The sequence below is a fragment of the Mycobacterium sp. 1465703.0 genome, assembly GCF_001672975.1.
GTDB lineage: Bacteria > Actinomycetota > Actinomycetes > Mycobacteriales > Mycobacteriaceae > Mycobacterium.
The window spans coordinates 32,314-45,888 of sequence record NZ_LZKU01000149.1 but is presented as its reverse complement, the minus strand read 5'-3'; the positions used below and the strand labels follow the sequence as shown (position 1 = coordinate 45,888).

The following is a 13,575-nucleotide window of genomic DNA, read 5'->3' as shown; positions in this document are numbered from 1 at the left end:
CAAGTCATGCCGAAACCTCAGCCGGTCACCGTCTTCGACGAGCAGATCCGCGCGCACCGCTTCCTCGAGCGCCGACAGCAACGACGCCGGCGACCGTTCCAGCATCGCAGCCAATAGCTCCGCCGAAAACCGATCCGGCAGCACCGCCGCCACCCGCACCACCTCCGAAGCACTATCGGAAAGCAGGTCCAGCCGCTGCTGCATACCGGCGCCCAGACGCCGCGGCAGCCCGTGTCCGGTGGCCACCGCCCGCCCCCCGCTAAGGTTCAGTCGGTCCTCCTCGCCCAGCCCGCGGACCAGCTCGCTGACCAGAAACGGATTGCCGTGCGCCTTGGAGGCCAAATTCAGCAGCGACACATCGGCTTTCGCTCGCACCGCGTCGCTGACCATGTCGGTGACGGCGTCCGGCGTGATGGCCGCCAATCGCACGAATGTGGCGTTCGCGCGCTGCAGCACCGACAAGGTTTCCTTTACCGCCGGTCCGCCGGCTCCGGTGCGGGCGGTCAAGACCCACAACACAGGTACGTCCGGCCGCGTTGCGGCCAGCGACCGCAACGCCAGCAGGGTGGCGTTATCGGCCCAGTGGATGTCCTCGAGGACGATCGCCAAGGGTGTTTGGGACGCCGCGGCATATATGGCGGCCTGCAGATCACGCACCACCCAATAGCTGAGATCGGCGGTCGTGCCCAAGCGGCGCAACGCTTCCGCATCACCGACCGGGGGATCCGCGCGCAGGGTCGCCATGAACAGCGAGAAGAACGGCACCGTCCGCTGATACTCGAACGCCTCGCCGAACAACGGCCGAACACCGGCCTTCTCGGCGAGCGCCAAGACCTCGGTCAACAACCGGCTTTTGCCGATGCCCGGCGGTCCCTCGATGACCAGCACACCTCCACGCCCTTGGGCGAGTGCCGCGATCCGCTCGCCGATTACCTTGAGCTCGGCTGCCCGCCCCCGAATCGGCGGAGTGACCAGCCGCTGACCGCCGACATCAAAAAGGCCGGTTGAAGGCCGCACCGGTTTCCTGTCCACGAGTTACTGGACTGCGCTTGCAGTGGCGCAATTCTAGTCATCGACATGATTTGCTGTCGATCAATCAGCGCCGCGTGTGAGCTGCGTCAACTGGGTGCGGGAGGTGATGCCCAGCTTGGCGAAAGCATTGTGGACGTGGGTCTTCACCGTGTGGGGGGAGAGGTGCAGCTGCGTGGCGACGTCGCGGTTAGTCGCGCCCTGTGCGATGAGGTTGATGACCTTGTGTTCGGAGTCGGTGAGGCTGTCCCAGCCCGTTTTTGCCCGCGATTGGGTGACGATGCGCCGTTCTACGCCTAATCGGCGCAGTGCGCGGCCGACCCGGCGGGCATCGGCAATCGCTTCACACTCGATGTAGGTGTCGAACGCCGCGTTCAGCTGGTCGAGCGCCTCAGCGTTGCGCTGTGCGCGACTCAGCTCGGCGCCGGCGTCCTCGGCAGCGCTCGCGTAGAGAAGCGGCCGCGACGACGAATGAAGCAACTCCGCGGCAGCCACCAATGCTTGGGTGTCGCGCTCGAGGATCCCGCGGGTGTGCTGGGCGACTGTGGTGAACAGCGGAACGGCGGGCCGTTCGCGTTCGAGCACGTCAACGGCGTCTAGCAGACGCGCTCGCAGGCCGGCATCACCGGCGGCCGAGGCCACCCGCGCGGTCAGGGTCAGCTGATCCAAAACCGTAGGCAAGACCGGCGTCATGAGTAGCGAGATTTCGCCGCCGAGCCAGCGCAACGCTTCATGAACATCGTCGCGCTGCCACGCGGCCAGCCCCAGCGCGGCCGCCGCCCCGCGACGTACGGAAGGTGAACCGTTGGAGTAGGCATCGCGTGCCTCACTCATTGTGTCTGCCAACAAGGTTCGGTCGTCGGTGCGCGCCGCCACCTCCGCCAGGGTGAACATGCGCATCGCGGTTACAAATGTCGAACCTGTCCGCTCGGGCGTCGGCAGCCACTCGATGGCGGCGCGGGCAGCCGACAATCGGCCCGCAGCCACCTGCACCACCCCCGCCGTCAGGGCCCAGATGTGAAGCGCCATGCCGTCGCGTTCCTGCTCGGATTTCTCTGTGCAGCTCGCGACCAGCGTGGCCGCATCGTCCAACCGTCCGACCACGGCGAGCAGGTTTGCCAGGTGGCACGCGGCGAGGTTATGAGCGGTCATATCGCCCGCGGGGCTCAGGACTTGCAGTTCCTCAACGCGGTGCAGAGCGCGGCCCGCGTACCCGTCCGCGCAGTCGAGGCAGGCAAGTACTACTCCGGACAGGATGCTCGACTCGAGATCGCCGGTGGATGTGGCGGCGGCGGCCGCCTCGTCGGCTGCCGCGGTGTCCTGTCCGTGCTGGCCGTACATCGCCAGGTTGTAGGCCAGCCACGCCCGATGTCGTGCCTGGGTGACCTCGCTGATGTCGGGCAACTGAAGTGCACGTCGGTTGTCTTCGATGTGTCGCGTTGTCGTATCGGTGATTGGGGTCCGGAGCCGGAGAAGAATCTTGGCTTCTTCTTCCGGCGCCAGAGCGTCAGACAACGTGGTGCTGGCCAAGCTTTCCGCCTCCTCGTAGCGGGTGGCCCGATTGAGCAGCACGATCGTTTCTGCGACGAGTGGGGCGCGTCCTGGATCTTGGGCGGGGTGAAGCTCCAACGCGCGCTTGCTCAAATCCGACGCGGCGCTCGGATCGCTATAGGCCAGAGACTGTGCGGCTTCGCGGAGTGCGGCGATCGCGGCTTGATCGCCCACCTCAGCGCTGCGGGCGAGCTGGGTTGCGACCTCCTCGGGCGCCGCCCCCATGTCCATCATGACGGTCGCCGACTGGCGCTCCATGGCTCGGCCTAGCGACTGGGGCAAGGACTGCCGGGTCGCTTCGCGCAGCAAGTCGTGGCGGAACCTCATCTGGTCGCCGTCTTCGATGAGTAAGTCGGCGCGGACCGCCTCATCTACCGCCGATACCAGGGCAGTGGGTCGGCGTTCCAGCATCGCGGCGAGCAGGCGGGCCGAGAAGCGGTCAGGTAGCACTGCGGCTACCTGCACGACTTGGCTCGCGGTATGGGAGAGCTGGTCGAGTCGTTGCTGCATGGTGTCGCTGAGTCGTCGCGGCAGCGTGTCTCCGGTGGCTACCGCCCGCCCGCCGCTGACACCCAGCCGGCCCTCCTCGTCGAGTCCGCGCAGCAGTTCTGTCAGCAGGAACGGGTTGCCGTGTGCCTTGTCGGCCAGACTCAGAAGCGCCGGGTCCGCGTTGGCTCGCACAGCGTCTTGCACAATGTCGGCGACCGCGCCCTGTGTCATGGCCGTCAACCGCAGAAATGCGGCATTCTCGCGTTCCAGCGCGGTCAGCGTCTCGCGAACAGCCGGTCCGCCGGCGCCGGTTCGCGCGGTAAGCACCCACAAAACCGGGGCGTCGGGCCGCGTTGCGGCCAGCGACCGCAGCGCCAGCAGGGTGGCGTTATCGGCCCAGTGGATGTCCTCAAGGACGATCGCCAAGGGTGTCTGGGACGCGGCCGCATGTATGGCGGCCTGTAGCTCGCGCACCACCCAGTAGCTGAGATCGGCGGTGGTGCCCAAGCGGCGCATAGCTTCCGCATCACCGACAGGGGGATCCGCGCGCAGGGTCGCCATGAACAGCGAGAAAAACGGCACCGTCTGCTGATACTCGAAGGCCTCGCCGAATAGCGGCCGAATACCGGCCTTGCCGGCGAGCGTTAAGACCTCGGTCAACAACCGGCTCTTGCCGATGCCCGGCGGCCCCTCGATGACCAGTACGCCCCCGCGTCCCTGAGCGAGTGATGCGATAAGCGCGGCGATCACCTTCAGCTCGTCGGCCCGCCCGCGGATCGGCGGTATGCCAACCTTTCCCGTCGCCCTCGCGGTGCTCACACCAACCACCGCCCACCGGCCCCGAGCGGGCGGGCGGAAGGCCCCGCCGTTGTGTCGTCCACAGTTCTCGCTATCACTAGCGCTGGCCGCTAGTGTAGGCGTGTTCGTCCGCCCCACCTGGTGTTCATCGCACTCGATTGAACTAGATGTGTACTCCGCAATTACCTCCGGCGCACGCTGGCGGTACCCGTTTGGGATGGCGGGTCGGCGTCCCGCCAACGGCATGAGGATGTTCTCGCCAGCCGCGCTCACGCTGTGTCCGCTCACCGGATTTCTCCTCGTTGTGGAGTTGATGTATGGGTTTCTGCGACTCATGACACCGCTGCGCACGGATGGTGAGGGTCTCAACATGAGGTGAGTGAGCGTCTCAAAGTGAGACGCCGGTGGGCGCGCTAAACCGGCCGTCATCGTCTTCTGCGATAGGCGCCATGGCGCCCGCCGGTTCGTCTGAGCAACGGCGGCGCGGCCCGTAAAGTAATCGTTTAAGGTTTACAGCGAAGGGACGCCCAATCTTCCGAAGCGGAAGTGGGGTGACAGGCCGCCGTTTGGCGGCGAGCCAGAGTCGAGGTAGTTCGAAGATGGCGCATGGTGGCTCCGCGACCGAATTTGAGCGGGCCAGGGAAAAGTTCCTGTCCGTCGAGTCGCTCGACGCGGTGCGGTCGCTCGATGAGGACACTCTGCCGCCCACCGTCCTGGACTCCTGGCGTCGGTCGCACGCCTTGCGCCTAGATCCCGACCGGGTCGAGCTCCCATTTGTGCGTGAACCCAATATGGGTTCGCCGTTGGCGCGTGCGGCCGCGCCGGTGCTGCAGCGCATCAGCGATGACCTGGCTGCGCACGCTGTCAGCGCTATCTTGACGTCAACCGACGGGGTGGTGGTTGAACGAACGGCCGCCGAAGTGTCCATCCTCAGTGCCTTGGACACGGTGAGCCTCATACCCGGCTACAGCTTGGCTGAAGAGGTGGCGGGCACCAACGGGATTGGCACGGCGCTGGAAACCGGGCAGCCGGCGTTCATTCGTGGCGGTGAGCACTACGTGGCTGTGTTCACCCGGTTCGCGTGCGCGGGTGCGCCGATCCGAGATCCGATAACGCGCAGGCTCGTCGGCGCCGTCAATCTGAGTTGTCTTGCCGACGAATCCGATCCACTGTTGCTCGCGCTGGCTACCAGCGCCAGTCGTCAGATCGAGGACCGCCTGCGGGCGGTGGCGCATGAGGGTGAGACCGCGCTATTGGAGGCGTATCTGCAGCAGGCGCGGCGATCGACGAGTGGTGTGCTCGCGATTGGCGGCGATGTGGTGTTGATGAACCCCTATCTGCGCCGGACACTCGACGGCAACGAGCAGAACGCGCTGCTCGAACACGCCTCGGATCTGTGCACCTCCACGCTGTCGGGCACGACGCTGGCTGTTCTGCCAAGCGGGCACATCGCCAAGATCACTGCCGCCGACCGCTCAACGATGCCCGGCGGCCGCGCGAATGTCGTTTTCCGCGTTGATCTTTCCGTCCAGACAGGCTTGCACGCGGCTCAAGCAGGCCGGTCGTTGCGCAGAATCCCTGGACTGGCAGGTCGGAACAGCGCCTGGCTGCGCTGCTGCCAGCAGGTGCGGCAGTGCTGCCGCGACCGAGAGTGGGTAATGCTCGAGGGAGAGAACGGATCTGGCCGGGCCCGGCTGGCCCAGGCGGTGGGGCAGGATGTGAAACCAGGCCGAACCGTTCGGGTGATGCGCGCCGAGACGTTTTCCAGCGCAGCGCGTTTCGTCGCCGAGCTGGCGGCTGAGTCTAGCGATGAGGACTTCGCGGTGGTGATCGCCGATGTAGACGAAATCGACAAGGACACACTCGAATCGATCACTTCGATGCTGGCCGCGCGCGCGGGCTCGGGATGGATCGCGGTGACGAAGAGTCCCGCGCCTCCGTCCGCGCCGATCAAGCAGCTGCTGCCGCTGTTTACGCATACCGTGACCGTGCCGGCGCTGCGACACAGGATTGACGACCTCGAGGAACTGGTGCCGCTGCTGCTGCGCGAGATCACCCGGGGCGCTGAGGTGGAATTGGCGCCCGATGCTATGCGCCAACTCAGTAGGCTGCCGTGGCCGGGCAACGTCTCGCAGCTGCGGCGGGTTCTGACCGAAACCGTTGCCAGCCAGCGATCGGGCGTTATCGGAGCCGACAAGTTGCCACCGGAGTGCCGCTCGGTCACGCGGCGCAAGCTGACCCAACTGGAAGCCCTGGAGCGCGACGCGATCGTCCGTAGCCTTCAAGACCACGGCGGGAACAAACAAGAGGCGGCTCGTGCCCTGGGAATGTCGCGGGCGACCATTTACCGCAAGATCAACGACTACGGTATCGCGTAGCACCCCTACGCGTGTCGGCCCAAAAGTATTGGGCCACAATCATTATTGTGAAGCCGCGCCGCTATTCCACCTCTGGTAGGGGCTTGTCGGGCAACGTGTGATGCCCGACGATCAGCAAATCACCCGGGTGAATCAGTTCCCCGGGCGATGACCGCTCATCCCACATCGGTTAATGCTGGCTTAACAACCGGCGAGCGGACGGTACGTGGAGCCAACCAAGCTTTTCGGATCTGCGTTCGGGGCCGCATAAGCGAGCAATGCCTCGCGATGACGGTGGACGACCTGCTGCGTTGATCACCGCGGATCGCCATCGCCACAAATTGGAGAAAACCAGATGAAGCCTCGCCAATTTCGACAGTCGCCTGCTGAAGACGGTTCCGACGCCGCGCGAACACCACGGCTGTTGCATCGCATGCGGGACGCTGCCTTTGTCCGGCGCTGGGCGTACCGCAACGGAGATGCCGCGATGGACACCGTCCAGGCGATCGAGGACCAACTTCGCGCGCTGCGGCCCATTTGCAGTGCCCAACAGGTGTCGAGCGGCATTACCTGCGGCGCGCCCGCGGTGGCGGTCGCCGAGATACACGCCATCGACGGATGCGACCAGATGGGGCTGACCCCAGACGGCGACCTCGTCGAGACGCTCTGTCACGAGTGCTTGGCCACTGTGCGATGGGCGATGCAGACCTACGTGGGCGACAAACGCAAGATGGCGTCTCGATGCGGCACCCACCCGCTGTGCATCACTTGTGGTCGTCCCACCGGGTACCTGCGCAGTGTCTTCTCTGTGCGCAAGATCCGGCCGAAAGGCTGACGTCATGACCCGACTACGGATTGCCTTTCTGTTCATGGCTGTCGTAGCCGGAGCGTACGCGGCGCTGGAGTTGTTCTATGGTCAGCTCACCGATTTGGGTGTCTCCGCCGCCATTTGTGCGGGCTCGTTGGTCGCAGCGCGGCTGATCGCCTATGTCGACCACCGGCGCCGCCAAGCGATGGCGCGAGGACGCGCTGCTGTCTGGCGCCGCCGTGACCGACAGTGCCCGTTATGCGGAGGCCTGCCCCAAAAGCCTAGAGATTCAGACGGATTCGTTGACCGACCGCTCGCGCCCTTATGCGCGACATGCTTGTCGGATTTCAACCCAGACTCGACATGATGAGTCCCGCGCCGGTCTTGACGCCGGCGTCGCCGGGATGACCAAGGCACCCTGAGGTTTTCAAAGATGGATTTCGGGGCCTTGCCACCAGAAATCAACTCCGGCCGCATGTATTGCGGGCCCGGCTGCGGCTCGATGCTGGCCGCTTCGGCAGCATGGGACGGGCTGGCCGCCGATCTGTATTCCACAGCGGGGGCGTATCAGTCGGTGATCTTGGACCTGACCAGTGCAGCATGGCTGGGTCCCGCGTCGATAGCGATGGCGGCCGCCATCGCGCCCTACGTCTCGTGGCTGACGACGACCGCAGCGCTATGCGAGCAGGCGGCCACCGAGGCCAGGGACGCCGCAGCCGCCTACGAGGCCGCATTCGCCATGACGGTGCCTCCACCGGTAGTCGCGGCCAACCGCGCACAACTGATGATGCTGATCGCGACCAACATCCTTGGCCAAAACACCCCGGCCATCGCGGCCACCGAAGCCGAGTACGGCGAACTGTGGGCCCAAGACGCCGGGGCAATGTACGAGTATGCCGGCGCTTCCGCTGCCGCTTCGGCGTTACCGCCGTTCACCTCGCCGCCGTCCACCACAAATGCCGCCGGGGCCGCGGGCCAGGTTGCTGCAGTCGCCCACGCCAGCGCCACGTCAGCCGGCACGGCCACCCAGACCATCATGTCGACGGGCTCGCAGCTGCTCTCCGCAGTACCCAATGCACTTCAGGGTCTTGCACTCCCGTTACCGGCCGCTGCGGCATCACTGCCATCATTCTCGCAGTTGCTGGGCTTACTGAGTCCGGTCAACCTGACCGTTGCGTCGGCGTCAACGGCCATCACGTCGACGGGCATGGCGGGATCGTATGCGGGCCTGGGATATGCGGCCCACTATGACCCAGACGGTGCCAGCAAATTGGATGCCATATTGGAACGATTGGGGTCCGCTCCCGCAGGCTCAGCATCGGGCGCCGCAGCCTCATTGGGTCCGATAGAAGCGACGGCAGGCGGCGGCGTGGCACCTGTAATGTCGGTGGGTTTAGGCCGGGCCTCCTCAATCGGCTCGCTGTCGGTCCCGCCCAGCTGGTCCGCGGCCGCTCCCACGATCAGAAGTGTCGCCGCGGCATGGCCGAACGCCCTCCCCGGCGCCGTCCCGACTATCCTGTCAACGAGCCCGGACAACATGCTCAACGAAATGCTTTTGGCGAGTATGGCAGTACGCGGCATCCGCGGTGCTCCCGCTCAGGGCCGGTCAACGATCACCATAACGGTGACGCCGCGCCGGCCGTATAACGACAACGGGTTCTGACACCGTGCGGCGCAACACTGCTTTCCATCGGGTCACCCGGGTGATTTAGCTTGCCGGGTGATGACGACTCACCCCGCGTCGATGAATGCTTGCGCAACAGCCGGCGAGCGGAGGGCAAGTGCAGTCGACGACGTACCGGATCTGCATTCGAGGCCGCGTGACCGAGCGGCTCGGGTCCGCATTGGAAGGGATGCGCCTCGAGGCCGGTACGACCGAAACCGTGTTCACCGGTGAAATCCGCGACCAATCACAGCTTTACGGGCTCCTCGACCGGGTCCGTGATCTAGGCCTAGAACTCGTCAGCGTACAACCGCAGTCCGCGCCTGACCCGACCACAACAGCCCACAGCGGGAAGGACCTTTAATGCGAGCCATCACTGTTTCTGATCGTGACGCCGGCGTCGCCGGCCTGTCTCTGACGGACCTGCCCTACCCCCAGGCGGCCGACAACGATGTCGTCGTGCGGGTGCACGCCGCCGGTTTCACACCCGGGGAGCTTGACTGGCCGCACACGTGGATCGACCGCGCGGGCCACGACCGGACACCGAGCGTGCCCGGCCACGAGCTGTCGGGCGTCGTGGTTGAGTTGGGCTACGGCACCACCCTTTTGACTGTCGGACAGCGGGTGTTCGGGCTCGCCGACTGGGCCCGCGACGGCTCGCTGGCGGAGTACGTCGCTATCGAAGCCCGTAACCTCGCACCGCTGCCGATGGACATCGACCATACTGTGGCCGCGGCGCTGCCCATCTCTGGATTGGCCGCCTGGCAGGGCCTGTTCGATCACGGTCGTCTTGCCGCCGGACAAACGGTGCTGATCCACGGTGCCGCGGGCGGGGTTGGTTCGATCGCGGTGCAGCTCGCCCGCGAGGTCGGTGCGCGCGTCATCGGTACCGGCCGGACCGCAGACCGAGACCGGGCGGGGGAGCTCGGCGTCCACACCTTCCTGGACCTGGAGACCGAAAAGCTGGAAGCCGCAGGAGAAGTGGACGTGGTGTTCGACGTGATCGGTGGCGAGATCCTGGCTCGATCCGCCGCTCTGGTGCGGGCTGGCGGAACGCTGGTCACCATCGCCGAGCCGCCCAAGACCCAGCCGCAAGACGGACGGGCAGTTTTCTTCCTTGTCGAAGCCGATCGCGCCCAGCTCGCCGGGCTCGCCGCGCGAGTACGGGATGGACGCCTTAAGCCGGTGGTCGGCGCCGTGCTGCCGCTCGCCGAAGCGGCCGCCGCGTTCGCTCCCGGCAAGCGCATCCCAGGCAAGACGATCCTGCGGGTCGTCGAAGACTGAAAAGCAGGAGACTGGGAAGGAACCTCCAGTGATTGTGAAGCTTGTCCAAGGGAAGGCGGCGCCAAAGATGGCCTCAAAAGTACTATCCACCGCACTGATCGCTGTTGTGGTACTTGCGCTTGCGGCGTGCGCCGAGCCGGCGCCGAAGAACTCGGATCAAAAGCCGGTGGTGCGCCCAGTGTTCAATCAACCTACTAATGTTCCGGGCAAATCACTTGAGGCAGTTTCCGTGAGCTATCCACCCGGAGCTAAGAGCGAAGCTCACCACCACGCGAAGTCGGCGTTCATCATGGCGTACGTGATCTCCGGAGCGATCCGGAGCCAAGTCGAAGGTGAGCCTGAACGCGTCTATCATGCCGGCGAGACGTGGAGCGAAGCCCCCGGTGCGCACCACTCGACCAGTGAAAATGCCAGCGCCACCGAATCTGCCGAATTGCTCGCGGTCTTCCTGCTCGATACCGGAGACGGGCCGCTTACCATAGACGACAACGCGAAAAAATGAGCCGCATGGCAACGATGAAAAGTGTTGGCACCGTTTGATCTCCGCGATTTCGCGACATGATCTATGTTCGGGAGGAGTCCATGCGCACGCCTGATCCGGTTTGGGTTGTCCGGATAGCGTTGCGGTTGTCGCTCGCGGCCGCCTTTCTTTCCGCTGTCGCCGACCGATTCGGTTGGTGGAAGCCGCTTGGGCAGGGTAGTTGGGGGAGTATGACTGCTTTCGCCGACTACACCCACCAGCTAGTTCCGTTTGCCTCTGGATGGTTGTTGACCGTCATTGTGTGGGGCGCCACCGCAACCGAGGCGACCCTGGGAGTCTTGCTCCTGGCCGGCTGGTGGCCGAGACTCGTCGGCGCGGCGACTTGCCTGGTGCTCATAGTATTTGGAACCGCGATGGCTGTGTCCCTCGGTGTGGAATCACCGCTGAGCTACAGCGTCTTCTCCGCGGCGAGCGCGGCCGCCGCCTACGCGGTACTCGGCACAACGTCGCCGCCACGCACCATCAACCCAAACAGCCCGAACGCCTTGTCCAGTCCCGAGCACGGCTGGACGTACCGATCATCCGAAGTGAGGATAGATGAAGGGTAGTGAAAACTTCGATGTGGTCGTCATAGGCGGCGGGGTGGGCGGTGTGGCCGCCGTGCGCAAGCTTGCGTCTGCGGGCCTTGCGGTCGCACTCGTTGAGAACCGTCTGGTCGGTGGAGAGTGTCATTACTGGGGTTGCAACCCGAGTAAAACACTGCTTCGCCCAATCGAGGTGTTCAATCTCGCGAAGGCGGTTCCAGGTGTGCGAGAGGCTATTTCGGACGAGGGTCTCGACGTTGCGGCCGTTTTCGCGAAACGCGATGCGATCATCGAGCACCTCTCGGACCAAGACCGCACAGCGTCACTGCGGCAAGCCGGTGTAGCAGTATTTCACGGGTTCGGCCGGTTGAGCGGCGAACGAACGGTTCGGGTGGCCCACGCCCAGGGAGATACCACCAAAGCCGTCTTGACCGCACGCCATGCAGTCGTGTTGGCCACCGGTACTCGTCCTAACGCGCCGGAGATACCTGGGCTGGCGGAGGCGCGTCCGTGGACCAATCGGGAGTTAACCACCATGACGCAGGTGCCGCCTCGTGCGCTGGTGGTGGGTGGCGGCCCCGTCGGTGTCGAGTTCGCAAGCATCCTAACCGGTTTGGGCTCCGCGGTGACACTTCTGGTGCGGGAGAACACCCTGCTTCGCAGCTGCGAACCAGAAGCGCGCGAGCTGGTCGCGCAGTCACTGCGAAGCAAAGGCGTCACAATTCACTTTGAGACAGAGTTGTCGGCGGTAGTCCGCCCCGTGGCGGGAGGGCCCGTCACCGCTCGCTTCCAGGGCCAGGCCATCGAGGTGGACGAGGTCGTCCTGGCCGCCGGACGGCGCACCAATACCGACGACCTCGGGCTGGAAACCGTTGGCCTGCAGGACGGCGGGATCGTTTCTGTGAACGATCATCTACAGGCGGTCGGCGTCACAGGCGGTTGGCTCTACGCGCTGGGAGATACCACCGGGCGTGCTCGGTTGTCTCATATCTCCACCTACCACGGCCGTGTCGTGGCCGACATCATCGTTGCCGTGGCCGCGGGGCGAGAACTGTCCGAGAACGAGTTGGTTGCCCGTGATGCCGGCAATGTTGCGCAGGTTATCCACACTGACCCTCAAGTGGCCTGGGCGGGGCGCACCGAAAGCCAGGCCCAAGCAGAAGGATTCGCGGTGCGGACCCGAACCGCCCAATACCCCGGTGCGGTATCATTCCTCGCCCTCTACCGGGATGGTTTCCACGGATGGGCGAAACTGGTCATCAACGACGAGACCAACACACTGCTCGGCGCGACGTTTGTCGGTCCGCAGTTCTCCGAACTGGTTCAAGCAGCCACCCTTGCTATTCTCGCGAAGGTCCCAGTCAGTCTGCTGCGCCATGCTGTCGCGCCACATCCGACGGTCAATCAGGTTTGGGATCCGCTACTCGCCCAGGAATCCGAACTTGCCTCGATACTGAAAAATGAGGCGCTGCACGCACAGAAGAGTGCTTAAGCGAATCAATCCTGTTAGACGTCGATCTTTGAGAGGAACCACGATGACCTACGATTGGCCGGTCGTCTCCCTGTGACCATGCTTGTAGCGGGGGTCCGCACGCTGGGCGGCAAAGTGGAGACGTTCGAAGTGTATGACCCGCGACCGTTGGCGGCCGACGAGGTGCTGATCGAGATGTGTTCCGCCGGAGTTGGCAACTGGGACAACATTATTCGTTACGGCGGTTGGGACGTTGGTATGAGGCCGCCGCTGGCACTTGGCGTCGAGGCCGCTGGAGTCATCAAGGCCGTTGGTGATCGCCCGGGCGGATTCAGTGTGGGCGGTGAGGTGCTGTGCCACCCGGTGCCGCTGCGCGAACAAGGCACCTGGGCGCCGCTTCTGATCGCACCCGTCGGATCGCTCGCCCGCAAACCGCCCGAGATCGCGTGGGCGACAGCGGCGATATTCCCGGTACCGGCGTTGACCGCGGAGCAGGTGGTCGGCGAGGCGTTGGCGCTGCACGGTGGAGAAACGTTGCTCGTTCACGGCGCGGGCGGAATCACCGGCGGGCTCATTGTCCAACTCGCCGCCCTGCGCGGGGTCGACGTGCTCGCCACCGCCAGCCCGCGCAGCGCCGACCGAGTCCGCGGGCAGGGCGCCCGCGAAGTGATCGACTACAGCGATCCGCTGTGGCCGCAGCACGCGAGAGCGTTGGCGAAGGACTCCATCGACGCTGTCGCCAACGCGGCCCCCGGGGGTGCTGCTGCGGCAATGACCGCGCTTGCCGACGGCGGCCGGCTGGCCACCATCACCCCCGACGCACCCGCATCCACCGACCGGATCAGCGTGACCGCGGTATACGTCCGTTCCGACGGCGCTCAACTCGAGCGCCTCACCGCGCTTCTCGCCTCGCGCCGGTTGAGTATGCCGACCCCGCGTTCGTGCGGCCTGGATGAAGCCGCCGCCGCTCTCGCGCACGTTGTCGCAGGCCATGAGGCCAATGGAGTGGTCATCACGAAAGACACGTCACGAAGTTAGCCGACAACCCCACACGACCAAG

Annotated in this window: 10 protein-coding genes; 8 read left to right on the top strand and 2 right to left on the bottom strand. The window is 65.1% G+C overall.

The annotated features are described in order from the left end of the window. Together A5625_RS13270 and A5625_RS13265 are read right to left on the bottom strand one after the other, a co-directional pair. A partial coding sequence (locus tag A5625_RS13270; RefSeq protein WP_197516086.1) for an AAA family ATPase occupies positions 1-1,017 on the bottom strand: 1,017 nt, incomplete at its 3' end. Between the two features lie 75 nt (positions 1,018-1,092). After that, a complete protein-coding gene (locus A5625_RS13265; RefSeq protein ID WP_066994111.1) occupies positions 1,093-3,888 on the bottom strand; it encodes an AAA family ATPase in 2,796 nt (931 codons plus the stop codon). A gap of 578 nt (positions 3,889-4,466) precedes the next feature. Between A5625_RS13265 and A5625_RS13260 the strand changes: the two genes are divergently transcribed. The 8 genes from A5625_RS13260 (at position 4,467) to A5625_RS13215 (ending at position 13,553) form a co-directional block, all read left to right on the top strand. After that, entirely contained in the window at positions 4,467-6,245 is a 1,779-nt protein-coding gene (locus tag A5625_RS13260; RefSeq protein ID WP_066994108.1) for a sigma-54-dependent Fis family transcriptional regulator, read from the top strand. A gap of 412 nt (positions 6,246-6,657) precedes the next feature. Next, the gene (locus A5625_RS13255) at positions 6,658-7,059 is read left to right on the top strand and encodes a phosphoenolpyruvate carboxylase (protein ID WP_232003648.1); all 402 of its coding nucleotides are present in this window, start codon (positions 6,658-6,660) and stop codon (positions 7,057-7,059) included. Positions 7,060-7,465: 406 nt separating this feature from the next. Beyond that, positions 7,466-8,695, top strand: coding sequence for a PPE family protein (locus tag A5625_RS13245; RefSeq protein ID WP_066994100.1), 1,230 nt, complete (start codon positions 7,466-7,468; stop codon positions 8,693-8,695). A gap of 363 nt (positions 8,696-9,058) precedes the next feature. Then, complete coding sequence (locus A5625_RS13235; protein WP_066994094.1) at positions 9,059-9,979, top strand: NADP-dependent oxidoreductase; 921 nt, start codon at positions 9,059-9,061, stop codon at positions 9,977-9,979. A 67-nt stretch (positions 9,980-10,046) separates the two neighbouring features. Further along, positions 10,047-10,481: a cupin domain-containing protein gene (locus A5625_RS13230; RefSeq protein ID WP_066994091.1), complete on the top strand. Its 435-nt coding sequence runs from the start codon at positions 10,047-10,049 to the stop codon at positions 10,479-10,481. Positions 10,482-10,561: 80 nt separating this feature from the next. Further along, a complete protein-coding gene (locus A5625_RS13225; protein WP_066994126.1) occupies positions 10,562-11,068 on the top strand; it encodes a hypothetical protein in 507 nt (168 codons plus the stop codon). Then, the gene (locus A5625_RS13220) at positions 11,058-12,536 is read left to right on the top strand and encodes an NAD(P)/FAD-dependent oxidoreductase (RefSeq protein ID WP_066994088.1); all 1,479 of its coding nucleotides are present in this window, start codon (positions 11,058-11,060) and stop codon (positions 12,534-12,536) included. The genes A5625_RS13225 and A5625_RS13220 overlap by 11 nt, the downstream gene beginning before the upstream one ends. A gap of 78 nt (positions 12,537-12,614) precedes the next feature. Further along, complete coding sequence (locus A5625_RS13215) at positions 12,615-13,553, top strand: NADP-dependent oxidoreductase (RefSeq protein ID WP_232003649.1); 939 nt, start codon at positions 12,615-12,617, stop codon at positions 13,551-13,553. Positions 13,554-13,575: the final 22 nt, after the last annotated feature.

Coding starts and splice junctions, on each gene's coding strand:
- A5625_RS13230 (WP_066994091.1), top strand. CDS start 10,047: ATGGCCTCAAAAGTACTATCCACCGCACTGATCGCTGTTGTGGTACTT.
- A5625_RS13215 (WP_232003649.1), top strand. CDS start 12,615: ATGCTTGTAGCGGGGGTCCGCACGCTGGGCGGCAAAGTGGAGACGTTC.
- A5625_RS13220 (WP_066994088.1), top strand. CDS start 11,058: ATGAAGGGTAGTGAAAACTTCGATGTGGTCGTCATAGGCGGCGGGGTG.
- A5625_RS13260 (WP_066994108.1), top strand. CDS start 4,467: ATGGCGCATGGTGGCTCCGCGACCGAATTTGAGCGGGCCAGGGAAAAG.
- A5625_RS13255 (WP_232003648.1), top strand. CDS start 6,658: ATGCGGGACGCTGCCTTTGTCCGGCGCTGGGCGTACCGCAACGGAGAT.
- A5625_RS13245 (WP_066994100.1), top strand. CDS start 7,466: ATGGATTTCGGGGCCTTGCCACCAGAAATCAACTCCGGCCGCATGTAT.
- A5625_RS13225 (WP_066994126.1), top strand. CDS start 10,562: ATGCGCACGCCTGATCCGGTTTGGGTTGTCCGGATAGCGTTGCGGTTG.
- A5625_RS13235 (WP_066994094.1), top strand. CDS start 9,059: ATGCGAGCCATCACTGTTTCTGATCGTGACGCCGGCGTCGCCGGCCTG.